Raw genomic sequence first — 20239 nt, 5'->3', positions numbered from 1 at the left:
AGCGTTACCGACTTCGGAGAACACAGAATTCGTTGCCCTCCGGATCGGCGAGCACGACCCAACTCTCCTGTCCCTGACCGACGTCGGCGTGTCTGGCGCCCAAGGCGAGGAGTCGCTCGACCTCGGCCTGTTGATCGTCGGGCCGAAAGTCGAGATGTAGCCTGTTCTGTATCTGCTTCGGTTCCGGAACGGCGACGAACAGGATTTCCGGATGGCTCTCCGGTGTCGGCCGGATGTGGACATCCCCTTCGATGTCGGTGACCAACCCCCAGCCCAGGGCGGCCGCCCACCACTGTCCGAGAGCGGCCGGATTCACCGCGTTGACGACAACAGATTCCCATTGCAGTCTCATGGTTTCGACCGTACTGGCGCAGTCGGGCACTGTCAGCGGTTCACTCGAGTGTCGGGTCGATCGGCTCGACTCCGAGCAGTGCGGAGTACTGCTCGTTGAGTTCGCGCCAGCCGTAGTTCATGGCGTCACCGCCGACAATGGGCCCGATCGGGCTGCCGCCCAAGACTGCTTCGGCCACGTCGAAGCACATGTGCCAGCCGGCGGCCGTCATCGCAGCGGTGCGTTTGTCGTCGAGCGTGTGGCGCAGTGTCAGTCGCGTTCCGGACTCGGTTTCGTCGATCTGCCACTGCAGAACGTCCTCGCCCCATGCGTGTTCGAGGACGTGCGGGGCGTCGGCGCGTGTGACGTTGCCGTCGAGTTCGGTTCGCTCTTCCCCGTCGACCATGACGAGTGTGGCGGGGCCGAGTGTTCCGAGGTTGCGGCTCGCCGTGTACGGCGCCCATTGGGGCAGTTCCGCCGGATCGGTCAGTGCTGTCCACAGCGCTGACGGGGAGTGCGGGAACTCGCGAACGAACGTCAGCGTCCACCGGTCGCCCTCCGGTGTGGTCTCGACTCGACCGAGTGGTCCGGGGCGGTACGCGCTGCGGCGATTGGACTCTGTCATGTCCTGTTCTCCTTCGAATCGAGGTGATGTCCGAATGCATCGAGGTGGCGATCCCACAGTTGGCGGTACGGCCGGAGCCACGCCTCGAGTTCGTCGAACGGGTCACGGTGCAAGCTGTAGATACGGTGCTGCGCCGCCGTGCGGCACGTGACGAACCCCGCCTGGCGCAGTACCCGTAGATGCTTCGACACCGTGGGCTGCGAGAGGTCGAGGACGTCGACCAGCTCTCCGACGCTCGCCTGGCCGCGGCGCAACTGTTCCAGAATCCGACGGCGCTGCGGCTCTGCCACCACGGTAAACGCATCGAGCACCATGGTTCGAGTATGCGCCTTCGGGTATATACGCGTCAAGGCATATGAGCGCGGCTCGCGACCATCGCGCCGGATGGGTGGTGGCGTCGGCGATCAGTCCTCGGCGCCACCAGGATCGGGTTGGCCGGCGGCTTCGTCCCGCTCCGCCCATTCCAGCAGGGGCGCCAGGGAAAACACCGCATCGTCGATCCCGGCGTGCAGGTCACCGAGTTTTTCGAAGCGGGCGGGAACCGTGGCGATGGTGAATTCCCGCGGGTCGACGTCGTCGATCTCGTCCCAGGACACCGGCGTCGAAACCGTTGCGTCGGCCACACCCCGCACCGAATACGCACTGGCGATGGTGTGGTCGCGGGCGTTCTGGTTGTAGTCCACGAAGACCTTCTCGGGGTCGCGGTCCTTACGCCACCACGTCGTGGTCACATCTTTCGGCGCCCTCCGCTCGACTTCACGGGCGAAGGCCAGCGCCGCCCGGCGCACGTCGTCGAATCCGTAGTCGGGCTGGATGCGCACGTACACATGCACGCCGGATCCGCCGGAGGTTTTCGGCCAGCCCGTCGCCCCCAGTTCGTCGAGCACCTCGTGCACGACACCGGCGACGCGCTGCACCCTGTCGAAACCGCAGTCGGGCATGGGATCGAGATCGATCCGCCACTCGTCGGGTTTCTCCACGTCCGCTCGGCGGGAGTTCCACGGGTGGAACTCCACTGCGGACATCTGCACCGACCAGATCACGTCGGCCAGATGCGTCACGCACAACTCGTCGGCGTGACGCCCATAGCGGGGGAACGTCACCCGCACCGTCTGGACCCAATCCGGTGCGCCGCGCGGCAACCGTTTCTGATGAACTTTCTCCCCACTCAGTCCGTCCGGAAAGCGATGGGTCATGCAGGGCCGCTCCCGGAGCGCACGCACGATGCCGTCGCCGACGCTCAGGTAATAGTTCGCGAGATCGAGTTTCGTCGCCCCCGTGGCCGGAAAATACACGCGCTCCGGATGAGAAATCCGCACGGTGCGATCACCGACCGCCAGCTCGACAGCGGGAGACTTGCTCTTGCCGGTCGCCATGCAGCCAACCTAACCCGCAGAAGGCACCACTCGCGCACTTTCCGAGCTACATCTCCCGCTTCAACTTCCGCCACCCGCCCGCACGGTTATTGGCGATGATCTGCTGAAACATCGCCAGCAGCGGCGGTGCATCGATCTTCTCGCCTTCCCGGAAGGCCACCGTGCGCGCGGTCTTGTTGTCGTGGCCGGCGGTGATGATTCCGTCCGGATCGGCGACGATACCGCCGTCGTACAGGAACACGTTGACATGATCTTTCGCCGCCAGCAGTGCGCACACATTGCCCTGCAGCACGAAGTACGGCTGGACGGTGCGTTTGATGGTTTCGGTAACCTCCGGATCCGCCTCGTGTACGAGCTCCCGGACTTCCCTGCAGATCGTCTGCTGCCACTCCGGCAAGGCATCGATGTAGGCGTCGACACGCGGATCGGGTGTGTACGTCATCGAAAACACGATAGCGCCGATATGCTCGATCGGCGGCGAAACCGGATCGACTCCTGGACTCAGTCGGAATTGTCCACGGACGCAGCACAAGTGATGATTCCGTCCAGCACGGTGCTCCGAACGACCTCAGAGCTGAGTACCCGCAACGCCTCGTCGAGCGGAACGTGCAACAGCACCACGTCGGCGGGTTCTCCCACGGTGATTCCGCGGGGCCGGCCACCCGGGTCGCCGGCGGGTGCGAGGTAGCGGTCCAGGGCTTCGGCAGCGGTGATGCGCTCGTCGAGACCCACGATGTCGCCGGTGGGTGCGCGGCGGTCGACGGCTGCTGCGATCACCTGCCATGGGTCGAGGGGACCGTAGGGGGCGTCACTCGACAGCGCGAGGGGGACGCCGGCGTCGATCAGCGAGCGACAGCGGTAGAGATCCGGGAGGTCCCGCGGGTCGACGTCGCGCAGGTAGTCGTCGCCGCGGTGGGCGAGGAAGCCCGGCTGGGTCACCACCCGCAATCCCCGTCGGCGAACGTCGTCGAGGCTCTCGCGGGGGATGAGTGCGCCGTGTTCGATACGGTCACCCGGAACGCTGCCGACCTCGTCGAACACGCTGAGAAGAATGAGCAGCGCTTCCCGGCTCACGCAGTGGACGGCGACGGCGCGGCCGAGCGCGTGAACGTCGCGGATGAGGTCGGCCAACTCCGTGAGGTCCGGAAAACCCGAATCGGCCAGCACGATCTTGTACGGGCCCACGCTGACGCGTCCCGCCACGGTGTCCGGGTCGCCTCGAAGCGGCGCGCCGAGCAGATGCACCCGCTGGGGAAGTTCGCGAGAGCGGACGGCCGATCCGATGGCCTGCTGCGACTCGGCGGAAAGGTCGGGGGTGGCGTCGGTGACGGTCGTGATCCCGAAACGGGCCAGCGCCGCACCGATGTTTGCCAACCGGGGTGGTTGTGAGCGTGGCAGGCGTTCGCGCAGCCAGGTGTCGGCGCGCCAGACCCGCCCGGTCGGGGTCCCGGTGTGGTCTCGCTCGACTCCTGGGTGGTCGGCCTCTGCGAGGCGCGCGGCCGCCGTAGCGGCGCCGTTGAGCACCCACATCGCCCCGCTCCGATGTTGAATCCGCACCGGCCGTTGCCCGTGCAGGGTGTCGAGAAGAGATGAATTAAGTTCGCCCGCAACGGTTTCGATGTATCCGACGCCGCGCACCCACCCGTTGTCGTCGGCCTGGGCACGTTCGAGTGCGCGAGCGAGATCCCCGCGATCGCGAACGTGGGGAGGCCCGCACCGAACCGAGACGGCGTCGGCGGCCATGGCGTGCAGGTGCAGGTGATGGTCGGTGAGTCCGGGCAGCACAGCCCCACCGTCGGCGTCGATCACCTCGGCGCCTGCCGGGGTGATTCCGTGGCCGATCTCGGTGACCGTTCCCCCCGACATGCGCATGTCGACACCGGGCACGCCGCCCAGTTCCGCGTTGCGGATGACGAGGTCGCTCATGGCACCGGAATTCCGAGGCTGCGGAGAGTGTCGACCGTGTTCTCTCCGACATCCGCGACTCGCCCTCGCGGTATCCGGCGGTGCGGATGCGCGACTTCGGCCACATCCGACTCCGTCACGAGGACCCAATGACCGCTTCGCCGTTCGGACTGCACCTCGGGCTCGCCGGTCAACGTGGCCGCCACGACCGCGGACATCGAGATGTCCCACAGGTACCCCGATCCGTCGGCGGGAGCCGACATCGCCAGTGCGGCGGCGGTGAGGCCGGTGAGGGGGTCGGCGATCGCGTCACCGACGAACAACGGGGAACCGTCCGTATCGTGCGCGACCAGGCCGGCGGACGAGGCGAGGTCGTCACCGAAGCCGATCCGATCCGACCCGCGCCCGGCGGCGGTGATCGACACCCACGTGGTTCCCCGCGCCACCGCTTCGTCGGCGTCGAGGCCGAAGCGCCGGAGCGCGCGCGGCCGGGATGCCTCGATGACGATGTCGGCCGCCTCGACCATCAGGGCCAACGACCGCCTGCCCTCGGCGGTATCCGGGTCGAGAACCACCGCCTCGTGGCCGCCGTGCAGGAGGGCGTAGAAGTCGGCGTTGCCACGGCGGGCGCCGTCCGCGCGGGTCGGTGTCTCGACCTTGACGACGCGGGCGCCGGCCAACCCGAGGAGATGAGCACAGAGCGGTCCCGCCCACAGGGCGCTGAAGTCCACGACCAGCAATCCCTGCACCGGGCGCGGTGCCAGAGGCATGAGGGGAACAGGGATCGTGTCCGTGGACCGGAGCGATCCCGCCGCGATGCCCAGCAGTTCCGCCCGCTCGTCCAACTCCGCTCCGGTGTGCGTCTTCAGCCACTCGGCGACAGGGGGCCACGGATTGGACTCGTCGACGGCGCTGCTGATCAGCGCCCCCAGCAGGCTGGGATCATCGGGTCGCGCACAGGACACCGCCGCCCACCCGTCGGACGTGGGCAGGAGGCGACAACTGCCGCCGACCGAGATGTCCCCACGCCGGCTGTGCCCGGTGAAGGCGGCCCGTTCGGACAGGAGTCGCGGACCGTCGACAAGCACGGGATGCGAGCTGAGTTCCGTGACCTCGGCGATCCACGAGGCCCTTTCCTGCGCCACCGTCGCGGCTCGCCCCGGCGGCACGATCGGGGGACCGCCGTGGCGGCCGGTGAGTGCGACGACGCCACTGTCGGCCCAGTCCCGCACCGGGTCCGAGGGATCCGTCGTCGAGGGGGAAGGCACGGCGTCGATGCTACGCGGTGAACGAAACCCGGCTGCACGCAACCGATATGGAGCTGGCAGGCTGTGTTCATGGGTAACGACGTCCGAACGATCACGCTCGAGCAGTTGGCCGACGGTGCTGCGGACCGCCCGCTGCTGTCCGAGGGCGCCGAAATCGACAGCCCGATGCTCACGGTGAATCTCGACGGCGCCGCCGAGTCGGGCACCTGCGTGCGCGCCGCGGACAGGGCACGCGTCAGTGACCGGATACTTGTGGGACTGCACCACGGCGGCCATGAGTTGTCACCGGATGTGCAGAAGGTGGCGTCCGCCCTCGATACGACGATCGTCGCGGAGTCGGCCCCGGGCAACCGGCTCGCGGTGTCCGTGCCGGACCCGGGTGTGGCAGTCGGAGAATTGCACCGCAAGGTCGCCGAAAACCCGCACTCGACGTTGGTACTGGCCCAGGTGCTGAAGCTCTCCGAGCACCTGACGGTGCCTGCCGCGATCGATGTCGAATCGCTCGCCTATTCCACCTTGCTCGGGGGCCCGGAGTTTCGTCGATGGCTCGAGCAGCGCGGGCCGCGCCCGTTGCCGCCGCCCTCGCCGCAGGAACCGGTGCTGGTCCGGCGGGAGGACGACGAACTTCTGGTCACGTTGAATCGGCCCGAACGCCGCAACGCCTACGGCGCCGAGGTCCGTGACGGACTGGTCGAGGCGCTGCGGCTCGCACTCGTGGACACCACCATCACGAAAATCGTGCTCGACGGCTCCGGACCCTCCTTCTCCGCGGGGGGTGACCTCGACGAATTCGGCACGACACCCGACCTGGCCACCGCCCATCTGATCCGCACCCGGGCGGGCGCCGGCCGGCTTGTCGCGCAGCTCGCCGACCGGATCGAGGTCCGCGTGCACGGTAGCTGCGTGGGGGCAGGAATCGAGGTTCCCGCGTTCGCAGACCGAATCGTCGCCCGGCCGGACTCCCTTTTCCGGCTTCCCGAGGTGGCGATGGGGCTGATCCCCGGTGCCGGCGGCACCGTCAGCGTGCCACGGCGGATCGGACGCTGGCGTGCCTTCTGGCTGTGCGTGACCGGAGTTGCCCTCGACGCGCCGACCGCGAGGGTGTGGGGGCTGGTGGACGAGGTGTCGGGTTAGCTGCCGTCCGTATCGGTCAGTCGCGGGTCCGGTTCAGGAAGGCGCGCACCGCGAGGGGCGCGAAGATCGCGATCAGCAGCAGTGACCAGCCGATCGTGACCGGAACCGCGTGGTGCAGCGGCCACGCCGCGCCGGCGGGTGCTGCGGGAGCGTTGCCCCACAGCTGGCGCATGGCCTGCACGAGCGCGGAGATCGGGTTCCATTCGGCGATGGTCCGCAGCCAGGTCGGCATCTGTTCGGTGGGTGCGAAGGTGTTGGCCAGGAACGTGATGGGGAACATCGAGGTGAACATGAACCCCTGGACCGCCTCGACCGAGCGCATCAACGATCCGACGAGGATGCCGAACCAGATCATCGCGAAGCCGAACAGCAACAGCAGCGCGAACGCGAGTACCGCCTCACCGAAGCCGTTGTGGATGCGCCAGCCGATGAGGAGGCCGGTCAGCGACATGACGACGACGCCGATGCTGGAGTGGATGATGCTGGACACGCTCCGGCCGATGAGAATCGACGACCGCGAGATCGGTAGTGACCGGAAGCGGTCGACGATGCCCTTGTCGAGGTCCGAGTTCAATCCCACGGCGACCACGAAGCAGGAGAACACCATGGTCTGAGCCATGATGCCGGGAAGCAACCATTCGCGGTAGTTCGCGCCCGACGTCATGATCGACCCACCGAAGACGTAGGCGAACAGCAGAACGAACATCACCGGCTGGATGGTGACATCCAGCAGCATCTCCGGCATCCGTTTGATGTGGGTGAGGTTCCGCCGCACCACGATCCACGATTGACGTGCCAGTCCCGCAGGCTTGATGTCGGGACGAGTCAGCCGGGTACCGATCGCGGTGGGATTCAGTGTGGATGTGGTGGTCATCTGGCTGTCTCCAGGTCATCTGAGGTACGTGCGGTTTCGGCCGTCTCGGCGCGATGACCGGTCAGGCTCAGGAAGACATCGTCGAGGCTCGGACGTTTGAGACCGATGTCATCGAGAAGGATGGTGCTGTCGTCGAAAAGATTCGCGATACGCGTCATGTCGCGTAGGCCATCGGTCGGCGCCGACAGTTGCCGGGCCGACCTGTCGACCCGCACGTCCGAGACGTGCTGGCGGAGCATGCGCTCGGCCTCGTCGAGATCGGCCACGTGCGACACCGTCAGAACGAGACTGGCCTTGCCGGACTGGTCCTTCAGTTGCACCGGGGTGCCCGAGGCGATGACCTTGCCCTTGTCGATGACGACGATCTTGTCGGCAAGTTGGTCGGCTTCCTCGAGGTACTGCGTCGTCAGCAGCAGTGTCGTTCCGTCCTCGACCAGTTCCCGTAGTACATCCCACAATTCGATCCGACTGGCCGGGTCGAGTCCGGTGGTGGGTTCGTCGAGGAACAGCACCGGTGGTGTGGCAACGAGGCTCACGGCGAGGTCGAGACGCCTGCGCATTCCACCCGAATAGGTTCGAGCGATCCGGTCACCGGCGGAGGTGAGGGAGAACCGTTCGAGGAGTTCGTCGCTGGCACGGCGTGCTGCCTTGCCCGACAGCCCGTAGAGCTCGCCGATCATCCGGATGTTCTCACGTCCGGTCAGCAGTTCGTCGATGGTCGCGGCCTGGCCGGTCAGTCCCATGCTGAGCCGCACCGCCCCGGGGTCGGTGACGACGTCGTGACCGGCCACCCGTGCAGTTCCGCTGGTGGGGATACTCAGGGTGGTCATCATCCGCACTGTCGTGGTCTTGCCCGCGCCGTTGGGGCCGAGCAATCCGAGAACGGATCCCTGCGGAACCGTGAAGCTCACCCCATCGACGGCCACGTTGTCGCCGAATCGTTTGACCAGCTCTATTGCCTCGATCGCCGCTTCGTATGTCATGAGAATCTCCCTGCCTGAAGTGACGGTGAACCGTCACAGTGTTGTGCGCCTGAATGTGTGTGCCGCAGCGCAGCGGCGCACGGTGAAGCTCGCATGCTTCGATGCTTGTTACGAATCACGTCGTCCCCCGTCGATCGCAGACCAACTTACAGGTTGCCCGGACGATGTCGCTTGTATATTTCGGACGGCTGAACACCTGATGATCATGATCGGACGCTATTACCTCGAGTTCACTCGAGGTCAAGCGGACGGCGGCCTTCCTGTACCGGTGACGGACAGGTCGGTTGAGTAGAAGCCTTGACCGCGTGATGCCCGCTGGGTCTAATGCCTTGAAGAATGTTGCACGGTAATCCAGCTGATCGCGAAGGGTCGTTCCATGTCGAATCCGAGGGTCGGCCTCGATGTCGCGATGGCCCGAATCCCCGCCGGCGAAGTGGCGTTGAGAGACGACCGAAGGAAAACGGCGTGGATGGTGGAACTCGAGAGCTTCCTCCTCGCGCGCAGCCCCGTCACCGCTTCGCTGTATTCCCACATCATGAACGATTCCGCGAAGTCTTCCTCCAATGGCGCCGCGCCGGTGGTCGACGTCTCCTGGCACGACGCCGTCGATTTCTGCAATGTGCTGTCGCGGGAATCGGGGCTGACGGAGTACTACTCGGTGACCGACGGCGGCCGGCAGGTTTCGTGCACTCGCGAGTCCGACGGATACCGCCTGCCCACGGAAGCGGAGTGGCAGTACGCCTGCAAAGCGGGAACATCCGGGTACCGATACGGCGAACTCGACGACATCGCTTGGTACAGCGGCAATTCGAGCGGACACGTCCATGGGGTGGGCGGAAAATCGCCCAACGCGTGGGGCCTCCATGACATGTTGGGGAACGTGTGGGAGTGGTGCTGGGATGTGTACGACGCCGAGGTGTACGGCTCGTACCGAACCTTCCGCGGCGGGAGCTGGGCCGAGGAAGCCCGAGGATGTGGGGCGACGTGCCGTCGTCGCAGTCACCCGTCGTTCTCCATCGACGATCTCGGATTTCGAGTGGCACGGTCGCTCTGACCTGCGCGGAACGAGCGTCATCGGATCTCCTTTCATTCGGTTGGCTTCAGGCTAAGAGTCATTCAGGACAGCTACTGTCCTTGATGCCTCGAGTCTGTTCGACCGGATGAAATCTGGCTCCTCTTGCCCGACGGAGGGCCCGGTAGTGACCTAGGCTCCGTTCATGCTTCGTCGTCACCCCACAGTCGTCATCGCGCCCGACTCCTTCAAGGGGAGTCTTACGGCTGCCGAGGTCGCCGCAGCGATGACCGAAGGTGTGCGAAGTGCGCTCGGTCCGGACGCGGTCATCATCGAGTGCCCCCTCGCCGACGGCGGCGAGGGCACCCTGGATGCACTGCTCGCCAACTGGCACGCCGTTCCTGGATTTCTCGATACGACCGACGCGGTGGGGCGGGCACGGACGGCTCGATACGGAATTTCGAATGACGGAGTGGTCGGCATCATCGAAGGCGCCGAGGCGAACGGTCTTCCGCAGGTGTCCGATATTCCTCTACAGCCCATGCGCGCAGACAGCTACGGCGTCGGTGTCATCGCGCATACTCTGCTGGACCAGGGCGTCGGCGAAATCGTGCTGCGCATAGGCGGATCGGCGAGCACGGACGGCGGGACGGGATTTCTCCGCGCACTCGGGATGCGGTTCCTCGATTCCGACGGTCGTGAGGTGGAACCCGGTGGAGCGGGCCTTGCGGGTATCGCGTCTGTCGATGATTCCCAGCTTCATCCGCGCGCCCGTCACGTCCGGTGGCGCGTCGCCACAGACGTCGACAACCCCTTGTGCGGATCATCCGGCGCGGCAGCGGTGTTCGGTCCGCAGAAGGGGGCGACACCACAGAACGTGATCGACCTCGATGCCGGGTTGGAGCACCTTGCGCGGATCATCCGAGCCGAGACCGGTATCGACATCGCCCAGCATCCAGGAGCGGGCGCTGCAGGTGGAATGCCGGCCTGCCTGGTGCCACTCGTGGGAGCTGAACTCACACCCGGAGCCCGGTTGGTCTCGGACGTCGTCGGCCTGCGCGACATCTGCGCTCATGCAGACGTGGTTCTGACGGGCGAGGGTTCGTTCGACTCTCAGTCGCTGCGAGGGAAGGTCGTCCGCGGCGTCCTCGACGTCACCCCACCGAGTTGCCCGGTCGTCGTGATCGCGCGAACGGTTCAGCTGTCGGCGGCCGAAATCGCCTCGGCCGGAGTCGTTTCGGCGTTCTCCATCGCCAAGGGTCCTTCGAGCCTCATGGACATGGTCGCGAACAGCGCCCACCTCGTTCGCGAAATTTCGGCGCAGGTCGGTGGTCTTCTCGGTGCCGCTCTGGGCGCCGCCCGTGAGTGACTGCCGATGCGTTCGGTGACTTCTGTTATTCGCCGACGAAGGCGGGTGCGCGCTTCTCACGGAAGGCCGCGACGGCCTCTGCGGAGTCCTGGGTCGACTGCACGACGGCTTGCTCGGCGGCCACCATCGACAGCGACGTTCTGAAGTCGACGTTCTCCCCGTTCCGCACGAGACGCTTGATGGCGCGGATCGCGACCGGAGGACCGTCGGCGAGGCGTCGGCACAAATCCTGCGCGGCTTCGGGCAGTTCCTCCGGGGAGTGTACTGACAGGACGATGCCCAGGTCGAGGGCTTCTTGGGCTTCGACGAAGCGTCCGGTCCACAGCAGTTCGAGAGCGCGTGCCTGACCGACGATGCGGGGCAGCAGGTGGGCGCCGCCGTCACCGGGGATCAGCCCGACCCGCACATACGCCTCCGAGAAGCGTGCCCGAGTCGAGGCGAGACGGATGTCGCAGGCCAGGGCCATGTCCATGCCTGCGCCGACCGCGACACCGTCGACGGCGGCGATCAATGGTTTGTCGAGGTCGAGGGCACCCGCGGCTACGCGGTGAACGCGGTCCTGCAGTACTTGCTGACGACCGAGTGTGGAGGTGATCTCCGAGAAGTCGTCGAGATCGACTCCGGCGCAGAACGATCCTCCGGCACCCGTGACGAGCACGACGCGCACGTCCGGATCGGTGCGGGCCGACCGCAGCGCCTCGGCCCAGGCGTCCAACATGTCGAAGGTGAAGGCGTTCTTACGGTGTGGGCGATTGAGCAGGATGGTGCCGACGCCGTCGGTGACGGTGTATTCCAGGTCAGCCATGTTGTATTCCTTGTCAGAGTCGAGCGTCCAACGCGCGGGGTGTCGGCGAGGCGGAGCTAGGTGTTCAGGCGGTGACGAGGGCCCAGAGGCCCTCGCGCCCTGCTTCGAGGGCGGCCGCGGTCAATTTTTCGTCCCAGTAGTGGACCGAGCCGAACTCCGAACGCCAGGCGAGAGCGGGTGTGGTGAATTCGTGCAGTCGGTGCTCGCGAGTAGTGCCGATCGCGCCATGCACCTGGTGGGCGTTGCGTACCACCACGGAGGTAGCGTGGCCTGCGCAGGATCGGGCAGCGGCGACGAGGAACTCGAGGTTGGGTCCGGACCAGTCGGTGCGGACAGCTTCGATGAGTGCGGCGTCGGTAGCGGCGCGGGCAAGGGCGGCTTCGGCGGCGATGTCGGCGACCAGGTTCTGGACGGCCTGGAACTTGGCGAGTGGACGCCCGAACTGGGTGCGTTCGGTCGTGTGGGTGATCGAGAGGTCCAGGATGCGTGCGAGTGCGGCGCACGTTTGCAGTCCGCGTGCCAGTGCGCCGCGCAGCAGTAACTGGTCGACGACGGCATCCGCGACCGGGGTGCCCGACAGAACGGTGGTGTCGGCGGTGACGGTGTCGCGCGGTTCGCCGGCAACGTTGGTGCCGGGAGCGATGTCCAGCGTCGAGGTTTCGACGTCGGCGACGTGGTAGGTGTCGCCGTTCCGCCAGACGAGAACGACCTTGTCGGACTGGGCTGCCCAGGGCACGCCGGAGGCCATTCCTTCGTTGTCGAGCACGCATACCGTGCGGCGCGCTGCATCGACAGGAGAGCCGGTGACCTCGAGAAGCCACCCGGCCAGCAAGTCGTGTTCGACCAACGGGATTCGGACGCCGTTCGAGGCGGACGCGCGGATCAGCTCGGCGGCCTCGAACCAGCCCGCGCCGCTGCCCCCGTTTTCTTCCCGGCCGGTGAGCCGGACCAAACCCAGCTCGTCCAGCCGGCTCCACAAGCCCGCATCCCAGGGGGCGGTGCCGCTCTCCGGCTCGTTCTGCTCGCGATGGCTCGCGAAGACCGCAGACATCATCTCGACGAGGTCGTTGTCGACCGTGAACGGTGCAGTCATCAGCGCATCCCCAATCCTCGCGCGATCACGCCGCGCAGAACTTCGTTGGTACCGCCACGGAGAGTGAATCCGGGGCGTTGCACGACGGCGTCGTCGAGCATGTCGTGGTACTCGGCCCGATCGGGCGAGTAGTCACCGGTGAGCAGGTCGGCGAAATCGGCGATGTCGCCCTCGGTGGATGTGCCCAGGACCTTGACGACGGCGGCAGCTGTATCGGCCGGTTCCCGGCGTTCGAGCGCGCCGGCGACGGCGGTCGACATCTGATGCAGACCGGCGATGCGAGCGACATAACGGCCGAGGTCGGTATGCCGGGGGATCGCATTGCCGCGCATCTGCTCGGCGGTTTCGGCCAGCAAGGTGAACGTGGACAGGAATCGCTCGGGACCACTGCGTTCGAAGCTCAGTTCGGAGGTGACCTGTTGCCAGCCGTCGCCGATGGTGCCGAACACCATGTCGTCGGCGACGAAGACGTCGTCGAGTATGACCTCGTTGAAGTGGTGCTCGCCGTTCATCGACACGATGGGCCGGATGTCGACACCCGGGGAATGAAGATCGACGATGAACTGGCTCAGTCCGTCGTGCCGGTGCGCGGGATCGACCGCGGTGGTGCGGGCAAGGCAAAAGAATGCGTGAGCACGGTGTGCGCCCGAGGTCCATACCTTGGTGCCGGTGATCGACCAGCCGCCGTCGACCCGGGTGGCCTTGGTTCGAACGCTCGCCAGATCGGAACCGGAATCCGGTTCGCTCATACCGATACCGAAATAGCACTCACCGCTCGCAATGGCCGGCAGGTATTGCTGCTTCTGATTTTCGGTGCCGTACTTCAGAAGCGACGGAACGATCTGCCGATCGGCAATCCAGTGCGCTGCGACGGGTGCCCCGGCAGCCAGCAATTCCTCGGTGACGACGAACCGCTCGAGGTGGCTGCGGCCGTGTCCGCCGTACTCGACGGGCACAGTCATGCCGAGCCAGCCGCGGGCGGCCAGGGCGCGGGAGAAGTCCTCGTCCCATCCGGTGAGCCAGCAGTCGACGTCCCGGCCGATCTTGCCCTCGGCGCGTTGGCTGGCGAGAAATTCGCGAACCTCGGCGCGCAGGGCGTCCGCGGCGTGGGGATCGGCGGAGACCGGGGGAACCAGTCTGAGGGTGGTCATGGTGGTGGTCTTTCCGTTCAAGCCGACATGGGTTCGTTCGGGGTGGCTTCAACGACTATGACACTTCGAGCCATGTCTACGCAATATTGGAGTTGATTACGTATATACGTAGCTGCTAGGGTGGGTCGCAGTCGCGCCGGGCGACTACCGAGGAGGAATTGTCGTGGTGCAACCGGAGGGCGCAACAGGGGCGCGGGCCCGCGCTCGTCATCGCACCGTGGATCGCATCGCCTCGATCCTCGAATGCGTTGCGCGGGCTCGTGGCGGAATCACCCTCAGCGAGATAGCAAAAGAGCTTTCAGCCCCGATCAGTTCGGTTCAGGGCTTGGTCAACGGTCTCGTCGCCACCGGATATCTGGGCGAACACGACCGGCGCTACTCCCTGGGCAGTGCGCCGTATCTGCTCAACCGATTGGCAGGGCGGCAGCCCGTCTCGACGGTGACGCATGCCGACCTCGAAGAGGTGCACGAACGGGCCGGCCTGACGACCGTGCTGTCCATTGCAGTCGGACCGGACATCTTCTACGTCGACTACTGCTCGTCCGACCCCCGGTTCGCCTACCTCGCCGAGAACTACGTGCGGCGTTCCCTCATTCGCACCTCCGGCGGTTGGGTATTGCTCGCGGGCATGGAAAAGCGGGATCTCTGGGCGTACCTGAAGAATGTCGGCGAGGATGAGCAACCCCTCGTCGACAAGTTCTTTGCGGCATTGCCCGAGATAGAACAAACCGGGATCTGCGCTTCCCCCAATGCCTCCGAGCAAGGTGACGGTGTCTCCATCGCAGTACGGGACAACGGGAAAATCGTTGCTGCCGTGGGCGTCATCGCATCGCACGAAGTGATCACTCAGCAGCGCGACAGGCTGGTGGACGTTCTCACCGAGTGCTCCCGGAGCTGGGATCAACGCAGCGTTCAGTGGTGAACCTTGTTTGGGGCGAGCCGGCCATCGCGTGACGCTCCAAGGGCACACGCGTCACGCGATGAGGGACCGCGCTCGTTTCGAACCTCGGATCACGGGCCGTAGCGCAGCGAACTGAGCGTCAGCCCGGGACAGTGACTTCCTGGCTCGACGCCACCCGACGGAGGCGCAGCGACAGCTCCGTCACCCCCAGTGAGGGGAGCTTCCCGACGATTGCTGTGCCATGTTGCGCGGCAGCGTGCTGATCGAGCGCTGATTGCGACTCCCATTCCTAGGAGGAGAACGGTGGACGATCGAGCCGCAGCAGACCTCGAGCGTGAACTCGCCTTGCTTGCCTCCGTACGCGACTGTCTGCGCGTGTCGGAGAGTGAAGACTTTCGTCCTGCATCCCGACCGCTGCGCTCGACGACGTTCTCGACGAGCTCAAACAGTGTCGAGTGATCACTGTGGGATCCGAGGTGATTGTTGGTGGTGCAGCACCCCGAGATGTGGTAGTCGCGATGGCAGTCACTCCGGGGCGGAGACGGTGGTGCCGGGGTGGTGTGGTCGGTCAGGCCGGATGGCGACCGAAAATATACCGGTCACGTTCGTGATTCACAGGTGCGCCAGCATGGGAAACAGGGCGATCGCGGAGACGGTGATGCCCGCAGCGCCGGCAACGACGCCCAGTAGGGCCCGCAATGATGCCGCCTCGTCGTCGATCACCGCGGACCGCGAGGTGGCGATGGCGCCGCAGACCACCGCGGCTACTCCAAGGAGGAAGCCGAGTCCGAGGACCCAGAACGACGCAACGGACAACGTGCCGAAGGCGATCGACACGGCGGGCAACCGCGAGCGTTGCTGCTTCCGTTTCTCGTTGCAGTCGACGGAGGAACAGAGGGGGGAGACGGCGGCGGTCATGGTCCTCCTTCAGGCGGTGACGAGTCGGGTCGGCGGGCACGGTCCGCTGCACCAGAGCCGGGGCGTCGTCGGGACTGTTCGGTTCACGAATTCGCCCGGCGTTGCCGAGGCCTGCTGAATACGACTCCGCGCTCGAGGCGTAAGGGACGATGGTCGCGGCTCGGTCGAGGTCGCCAGCTTGTAACCTGAACCTCATTGACAATCTAGCACTCTCGCCAGTGGAGTGCTAACTCTTTTTGCTAAGTAAGTACCCGGGTGTCCTGATCGTGCGCGTGAACCGATGCCGGGCATGCCGGCCTACGCCCTGAACGGGGTCGCGACGTCCGGGTCGACGTCCGATGATCCGACTCGATATCCGACGCGGTTAATCGAGTCGACGTCGAGGGCTCCTGCCCCCAACATGCCGGTGGGGTCGGCGAGGGGGCGGACGGCGTCGGACCGCTATGCCGACACGCCGCACCGCCCGTCCGTGACCACCCGCCACCTCGGGATTCGTGACGAAGGGGCCTACTCAGGTGACCACACCCATTGGCCAGTGCGAGCCCCGACCCGGTGACCTGGGGCTCCTATGGCCGCTAGTGGACGGGTCCGACGACGGATCTGCACAACGGTGCACATGTGAGCTATCATGTGCATATGAGGTCGGTGAAGAAGGTAGACTCGCTCGACGCGCTGCTGGCCAAGCATCATGTCGACCTCACCGCCCGCGAGATGCTTCACGAACTCGACGCTGCACTCACCGCGGTACCCGCCGCGTCGGACACGTTGTCGGCCGGAGAGATCGAATTCCTCCGCACCCACGCCGGCGAAGGCGCCGGCGAAGTCCTCGACCAGTGGTCGTCGGTGGCCGAGATTCGCGCTCGCGCGGTGGAGATCGCGCGTCACACCGTGACGGTGCTCGCGGATTCGCTGGAGGTCAAGGAGGCAGCGGAGCTGCTCGGCATCGACAGGTCGGTGGTGTCCCGGCGGCTCACCGCGCGCACGCTGTGGGCGTTCGATCTGCATGGGCACCGCCGCATCCCACGATGGCAGTTCGTCGGCGACGACGTCTTGCCGGGGCTCAGCGCGGTCGTGGCGGCCATCCCCTCAACGGCGAGCCCCGTGTCGGTCGCCGCGCTCATGCATACCCCGCAACCCGACCTCGGCGACCGGACCCCGCTCGAGCATCTGGCCGCCGCGGCGGACCCGACACCGGTGGTCGCGCTCCTGGAATCCCTCGACACCTGGTGAGCGGTCGGCACCCGAAGACTCCGCGGGCACCGCGGAGCCCGCTCACAGTGAATCCGGATGACATCCTGGCCTACGACGGTGTGCTGTGGCGGATCCACCGCACCACCGGTCCGCACGTGGCCTCCTGGCGGACTCTGCGCACCTACGGGCCGATCGCGTCCATGCGCTACGACCCGCACCCGGGGCCCGCCGCGGCAGCGACCACCATCGGAGTCCTCTACGCCGCCTGCGATGTCGCCACCGCGCTGGCCGAGGTGTACCAGGCGACACGAACGATCGACACCACGATCGGGGCGCCTGCCCTGACAGGGTGGCGCCCGAGCCGCCCCCTGAATCTGCTCGACCTCACCGAAACATGGCTGGTACGTCACCACGCCTCGTACGCACTGCTGCACGGACCGCGCACGGTGTGCCGCACCTGGTCGCGCACCATCCACCTGACATGGCCGCATCTCGACGGTCTGTACGTACCGTCCACCATGACCGGACTCCCGAACGTCGTCCTGTGGAACCCCGCCGCCGACTCGTTCCCCGCCGACCCCGAGTTCACTCGACCACTCGATCACCCGCGCGTGCGGCCGATCATCCGCACCGCCGCACGCACCATCGGATACGCATCGACGGTCTAACTCTGTCCTGCCCGCGCCGATCGGATTCGACCCGATCGCCGTCGCCGCGGGCGGTGCGTGAGCGGAAGCCGGACCCGGAAGCCTAGAGTCCCAATGCTTCCCGCAGCCGCCGCACGCTCATCGCTCCCGGCCGTTCCTGCTGTGGGAAGGAGTCGAGCAGCCGGGTCAGCTCGTCGCGGCGAGTGGGGTCGGCGGCGCACTCGCGCGGTGTGTGACCGCCGAGGGCGGGGATCGCCTCGTCGAGCCACTGTTGCTCGTATCCGCGGATGTGCTCGTCGAGCGCTGTCGCGATCTCGGGATCCTCGGGGTCGACGGGTTGCACCGGGCGAACACCGTTTTCCTGCGCCTGAGCCATCAGCTCCGCTGCCGGTGTCCGGGTCTGCTCCCTCAGTCTCGCCCCGGGATCGGCGGCGCCCACGGCGTCGACCAGCGACTCGAAGCGCGGCTCATTCATCGCCTCGACCTCGAGCACCCAGGGTCCGGTGTCCCTGGCCAGATGCAGCATGCCGAGCACACTGCCGTCCTCGGTCCAGGTCCACCGGTCTTTGTCAGCGGCGCCGAAGCGGCGACTGAGCCTGCGCCGGATTCCGGCGGTGTCGGCGACCTCGAACACGGCCGTGCACGCGACCATCGGATGCCCGTCGGCGGTGACCAGCCGCGGCGGCGCGAACCGGGCGCTGAGGAACTCGACGAGATCCTCGGGGTCGGTAAATTCCGAGTCGAGCAATTCGATCAGCGGACCACGCTGCCCCGGTGCGATCGGTTCGATACCCCCGAAGATCTGCATTGTGGAACCGGCGGGAACGACTCGGGCGCAAAAGAAGTCGCCGGCCCGAAGCTGTCTGCTGGCGGTGCGTTCGGTGACCTCCAGGCGGTCGCCGGTGCACACGTCACGCAGGGTCAGGCCCTCGCCCGGACGCACCACCTCGACCTCATGCACCGACCGCTCCGCGAGCAACCATTGCTGCGCGAGGAGCAGTTCGTCCGCCGGCAGCAGAGCGCCGCGCTCGGTGACGAACCGCGCGAACGCTCCGCACTCGAACAGCACGAGGTCCGCGACCAGCGGGTCGTCGAGCGCGTGATACAGCGCGAACGGGTCGTCGTCGTGCGCGGACCGAATCTGGGCGAGCGAGAGCAGCAGCGGCCGCCATGCGATGCCCTGCGCGAACGACCCCGCCTTCCGGTACAGCCACCCAGCCCGCTGCTCCAGTGGGTGCTCGGCCTTGCCGAGGTGGCACGCCTTGTACTTGCGCCCGGATCCGCACCAGCACCGATCGTTGCGTCCCAGGTCGGGCCGGTCGACGGGGAGAAATGTCTGGAGCAGGTCATACATGGGTTCGCGATACGCACCCTCGACCCGGTCGAGCAGCGCGATCGCGCGCACCGCGTCACCACGATCGGACGCGAAGCCGGCCAAAGCCTCGAGCGCCTCGTCCCAGTTCGGGTCCACGGCCAGGGCCCGCTCGTAGTGCCGCTCGGCGTCCATGATCCGTCCGTCAAGCTCGGCCGCCTTGCCCGCCAGCCAGTGCGCGGTCGGGGCGATCCGGCGTGGACCGCGGTCGCGGAGCACCGCGGCGGCCAGGCGCAGGGTCTCGGTACCGGCGTGCAGGGTGGCGTACGCCTCGCCGAACGCGGCGCGGGCCGCGTTCGGGCGGGCCAGCCCGGCGAACCCGTCACTGACGCTCGCCAAGACCGCGTCGACAGCGGCCTCGCGCTCGTCGTCGGGGGTGCGCTCGAGCGCGCCGATCAGGGCCATGAACGCCCTCACCGCTTCCGTCTCGTCGTCGGTGAGGTGGTGCGCCGCCGCGACCGCCGCAAGATGCTCCTTCCCGCGATGTGCGGCGAAGTCGAATCCCCGGACCGCGATGTCGTCGCCGTCGCACACGTATCCGGCGTTGGTGATCAGGTCGCCGAGCGGTGTGGTCGGCGCCGCGAACAGGGCCCGGTCGTCGGCCATCAGCTGCCAGACGATGCCGTCCAGGGGCTCGGGGCGGTCCATCGGCACCAGGTCGGCCAGCGCGTCGGTGAGATGGGGTGCGGGTGCGGGTGGGGCACCCGCGGCGGTCAGCCGCAGCTCACCGTCCACGAACGTGAGCACGACCAGGTCACCGGCCCGGAATTTGGCGAGTGCGTCCTCCTCGAGCAGCAGCGCCGCGTTCGTGGGCCAGTCGGGATCGTCGACGCCGCGGTCGTCGAACACGTCGTCGTCGAGGTCCCGGAAGAGGATGCGCAGCCCGCCCGCGGCCGGGTCGCGGTCGTCGAACGGCAGCAGGGGCGTCAGGTCCGGGTGGGCGTCGAGGATGCCGGAGGAGATTTCCACGTCGGTGAGCCGGTGGGTGAGCACGCGTCCGGCGAGCAGTGAGTCGAGGGCCACGTTGCGACCGTCCGCTAGGTAGCCGAGCCGGGGATGGCCGATGTACTCGACCAGTTCCTCCATGTCGGCGAGATAGCCGTGCCCCTCGGCGACCAGCCGCCGCGCCCATTCGCCGGTATGCATGGGCCCGTGCTCGCGGAGCAGGACCATGGCGGCTTCGGCAGCGGGATTTGTCGGATCGGTCACCGGGCCAGGGTATGCGATGTATCCGTGCGTCTCGTCGAAAGGAGCGCACTCGCCATTAGGCGGGCTATTCAGCTG

Annotated in this window: 20 protein-coding genes; 6 read left to right on the top strand and 14 right to left on the bottom strand. The window is 66.7% G+C overall.

Annotation, left to right across the window (positions count from 1 at the left end; genetic code table 11):
* Positions 1-4: 4 nt before the first annotated feature.
* The 7 genes from ACH49N_RS20945 to ACH49N_RS20915 all read right to left on the bottom strand — a co-directional run bounded on the left by ACH49N_RS20945 (position 5) and on the right by ACH49N_RS20915 (position 5505).
* Positions 5-352, bottom strand: coding sequence for a VOC family protein (locus tag ACH49N_RS20945; protein WP_109335346.1), 348 nt, complete (start codon positions 350-352; stop codon positions 5-7).
* 40 nt (positions 353-392) lie between these two features.
* The gene (locus ACH49N_RS20940) at positions 393-956 is read right to left on the bottom strand and encodes an SRPBCC family protein (RefSeq protein ID WP_358274404.1); all 564 of its coding nucleotides are present in this window, start codon (positions 954-956) and stop codon (positions 393-395) included.
* The gene (locus tag ACH49N_RS20935) at positions 953-1270 is read right to left on the bottom strand and encodes a metalloregulator ArsR/SmtB family transcription factor (RefSeq protein ID WP_358274402.1); all 318 of its coding nucleotides are present in this window, start codon (positions 1268-1270) and stop codon (positions 953-955) included. The genes ACH49N_RS20940 and ACH49N_RS20935 overlap by 4 nt, the downstream gene beginning before the upstream one ends.
* A 90-nt stretch (positions 1271-1360) precedes the next feature.
* Positions 1361-2332, bottom strand: a complete 972-nt coding sequence (gene ligD / locus ACH49N_RS20930) for a non-homologous end-joining DNA ligase (RefSeq protein WP_358274400.1) — start codon at positions 2330-2332, stop codon at positions 1361-1363.
* Between the two features lie 46 nt (positions 2333-2378).
* Entirely contained in the window at positions 2379-2774 is a 396-nt protein-coding gene (locus ACH49N_RS20925) for a DUF1801 domain-containing protein (protein WP_358274399.1), read from the bottom strand.
* Between the two features lie 59 nt (positions 2775-2833).
* Positions 2834-4258, bottom strand: coding sequence for an amidohydrolase family protein (locus tag ACH49N_RS20920; RefSeq protein WP_358274397.1), 1425 nt, complete (start codon positions 4256-4258; stop codon positions 2834-2836).
* On the bottom strand, positions 4255-5505 hold the full coding sequence (locus tag ACH49N_RS20915) for a CoA transferase (RefSeq protein WP_358274396.1): 1251 nt from the start codon (positions 5503-5505) through the stop codon (positions 4255-4257). The genes ACH49N_RS20920 and ACH49N_RS20915 overlap by 4 nt, the downstream gene beginning before the upstream one ends.
* A gap of 69 nt (positions 5506-5574) precedes the next feature.
* Between ACH49N_RS20915 and ACH49N_RS20910 the strand changes: the two genes are divergently transcribed.
* Positions 5575-6639 carry an enoyl-CoA hydratase/isomerase family protein gene (locus ACH49N_RS20910; protein ID WP_358274395.1) on the top strand — a complete coding sequence of 355 codons (1065 nt, stop codon included), beginning with the start codon at positions 5575-5577 and terminating at the stop codon, positions 6637-6639.
* A gap of 16 nt (positions 6640-6655) precedes the next feature.
* Here the strand turns inward: ACH49N_RS20910 and ACH49N_RS20905 are convergent, their stop codons facing one another.
* Entirely contained in the window at positions 6656-7513 is an 858-nt protein-coding gene (locus ACH49N_RS20905) for an ABC transporter permease (protein ID WP_109333217.1), read from the bottom strand.
* On the bottom strand, positions 7510-8496 hold the full coding sequence (locus tag ACH49N_RS20900; protein ID WP_358274394.1) for an ATP-binding cassette domain-containing protein: 987 nt from the start codon (positions 8494-8496) through the stop codon (positions 7510-7512). Before ACH49N_RS20900 ends, ACH49N_RS20905 begins: the two co-directional genes overlap by 4 nt.
* Before the next feature lie 376 nt (positions 8497-8872).
* On the opposite strand from ACH49N_RS20900, the gene ACH49N_RS20895 reads away from it, so the two are divergent.
* Both ACH49N_RS20895 and ACH49N_RS20890 read left to right on the top strand, forming a co-directional pair.
* Positions 8873-9550 carry an SUMF1/EgtB/PvdO family nonheme iron enzyme gene (locus ACH49N_RS20895; RefSeq protein ID WP_358274393.1) on the top strand — a complete coding sequence of 226 codons (678 nt, stop codon included), beginning with the start codon at positions 8873-8875 and terminating at the stop codon, positions 9548-9550.
* A gap of 163 nt (positions 9551-9713) precedes the next feature.
* On the top strand, positions 9714-10877 hold the full coding sequence (locus tag ACH49N_RS20890) for a glycerate kinase (RefSeq protein ID WP_358274391.1): 1164 nt from the start codon (positions 9714-9716) through the stop codon (positions 10875-10877).
* A 25-nt stretch (positions 10878-10902) separates the two neighbouring features.
* Here ACH49N_RS20890 and ACH49N_RS20885 read toward each other — a convergent pair whose 3' ends face one another.
* The 3 genes from ACH49N_RS20885 to ACH49N_RS20875 form a co-directional block, all read right to left on the bottom strand.
* Positions 10903-11682: an enoyl-CoA hydratase-related protein gene (locus tag ACH49N_RS20885; protein WP_358274390.1), complete on the bottom strand. Its 780-nt coding sequence runs from the start codon at positions 11680-11682 to the stop codon at positions 10903-10905.
* Between the two features lie 64 nt (positions 11683-11746).
* The gene (locus tag ACH49N_RS20880) at positions 11747-12775 is read right to left on the bottom strand and encodes an acyl-CoA dehydrogenase family protein (RefSeq protein ID WP_358274388.1); all 1029 of its coding nucleotides are present in this window, start codon (positions 12773-12775) and stop codon (positions 11747-11749) included.
* Complete coding sequence (locus tag ACH49N_RS20875) at positions 12775-13926, bottom strand: acyl-CoA dehydrogenase family protein (protein WP_358274386.1); 1152 nt, start codon at positions 13924-13926, stop codon at positions 12775-12777. The genes ACH49N_RS20880 and ACH49N_RS20875 overlap by 1 nt, the downstream gene beginning before the upstream one ends.
* Positions 13927-14092: 166 nt before the next feature.
* Between ACH49N_RS20875 and ACH49N_RS20870 the strand changes: the two genes are divergently transcribed.
* Positions 14093-14848, top strand: a complete 756-nt coding sequence (locus ACH49N_RS20870; protein ID WP_397504757.1) for an IclR family transcriptional regulator — start codon at positions 14093-14095, stop codon at positions 14846-14848.
* A 591-nt stretch (positions 14849-15439) separates the two neighbouring features.
* Here ACH49N_RS20870 and ACH49N_RS20865 read toward each other — a convergent pair.
* Positions 15440-15745, bottom strand: coding sequence for a hypothetical protein (locus tag ACH49N_RS20865; protein ID WP_358274383.1), 306 nt, complete (start codon positions 15743-15745; stop codon positions 15440-15442).
* A 636-nt stretch (positions 15746-16381) separates the two neighbouring features.
* Here ACH49N_RS20865 and ACH49N_RS20860 point away from each other — a divergent pair.
* Entirely contained in the window at positions 16382-16975 is a 594-nt protein-coding gene (locus tag ACH49N_RS20860) for a helix-turn-helix domain-containing protein (protein WP_358274381.1), read from the top strand.
* A 47-nt stretch (positions 16976-17022) separates the two neighbouring features.
* Positions 17023-17604 carry an RES family NAD+ phosphorylase gene (locus tag ACH49N_RS20855; protein ID WP_250776601.1) on the top strand — a complete coding sequence of 194 codons (582 nt, stop codon included), beginning with the start codon at positions 17023-17025 and terminating at the stop codon, positions 17602-17604.
* A gap of 82 nt (positions 17605-17686) precedes the next feature.
* On the opposite strand, the gene ACH49N_RS20850 is transcribed toward ACH49N_RS20855, so the two are convergent.
* Entirely contained in the window at positions 17687-20164 is a 2478-nt protein-coding gene (locus tag ACH49N_RS20850) for an SEC-C domain-containing protein (RefSeq protein ID WP_358274380.1), read from the bottom strand.
* Positions 20165-20239: the final 75 nt, after the last annotated feature.

This window comes from Rhodococcus sp. NPDC019647 (assembly GCF_044389235.1).
In the GTDB taxonomy this organism is placed as follows: Bacteria; Actinomycetota; Actinomycetes; order Mycobacteriales; family Mycobacteriaceae; genus Rhodococcus_F; species Rhodococcus_F oxybenzonivorans.
The sequence above is the reverse complement of the archived record's forward strand: the minus strand, read 5'-3'. Positions and strand labels throughout refer to the sequence as shown.

Coding starts and splice junctions, on each gene's coding strand:
- ACH49N_RS20860 (WP_358274381.1), top strand. CDS start 16,382: ATGAGGTCGGTGAAGAAGGTAGACTCGCTCGACGCGCTGCTGGCCAAG.
- ACH49N_RS20865 (WP_358274383.1), bottom strand. CDS start 15,745: ATGACCGCCGCCGTCTCCCCCCTCTGTTCCTCCGTCGACTGCAACGAG.
- ACH49N_RS20925 (WP_358274399.1), bottom strand. CDS start 2,774: ATGACGTACACACCCGATCCGCGTGTCGACGCCTACATCGATGCCTTG.
- ACH49N_RS20910 (WP_358274395.1), top strand. CDS start 5,575: ATGGGTAACGACGTCCGAACGATCACGCTCGAGCAGTTGGCCGACGGT.
- ligD (WP_358274400.1), bottom strand. CDS start 2,332: ATGGCGACCGGCAAGAGCAAGTCTCCCGCTGTCGAGCTGGCGGTCGGT.
- ACH49N_RS20945 (WP_109335346.1), bottom strand. CDS start 352: ATGAGACTGCAATGGGAATCTGTTGTCGTCAACGCGGTGAATCCGGCC.
- ACH49N_RS20885 (WP_358274390.1), bottom strand. CDS start 11,682: ATGGCTGACCTGGAATACACCGTCACCGACGGCGTCGGCACCATCCTG.
- ACH49N_RS20895 (WP_358274393.1), top strand. CDS start 8,873: ATGTCGAATCCGAGGGTCGGCCTCGATGTCGCGATGGCCCGAATCCCC.
- ACH49N_RS20875 (WP_358274386.1), bottom strand. CDS start 13,926: ATGACCACCCTCAGACTGGTTCCCCCGGTCTCCGCCGATCCCCACGCC.
- ACH49N_RS20900 (WP_358274394.1), bottom strand. CDS start 8,496: ATGACATACGAAGCGGCGATCGAGGCAATAGAGCTGGTCAAACGATTC.
- ACH49N_RS20940 (WP_358274404.1), bottom strand. CDS start 956: ATGACAGAGTCCAATCGCCGCAGCGCGTACCGCCCCGGACCACTCGGT.
- ACH49N_RS20935 (WP_358274402.1), bottom strand. CDS start 1,270: ATGGTGCTCGATGCGTTTACCGTGGTGGCAGAGCCGCAGCGCCGTCGG.
- ACH49N_RS20880 (WP_358274388.1), bottom strand. CDS start 12,775: ATGACTGCACCGTTCACGGTCGACAACGACCTCGTCGAGATGATGTCT.
- ACH49N_RS20920 (WP_358274397.1), bottom strand. CDS start 4,258: ATGAGCGACCTCGTCATCCGCAACGCGGAACTGGGCGGCGTGCCCGGT.
- ACH49N_RS20905 (WP_109333217.1), bottom strand. CDS start 7,513: ATGACCACCACATCCACACTGAATCCCACCGCGATCGGTACCCGGCTG.
- ACH49N_RS20890 (WP_358274391.1), top strand. CDS start 9,714: ATGCTTCGTCGTCACCCCACAGTCGTCATCGCGCCCGACTCCTTCAAG.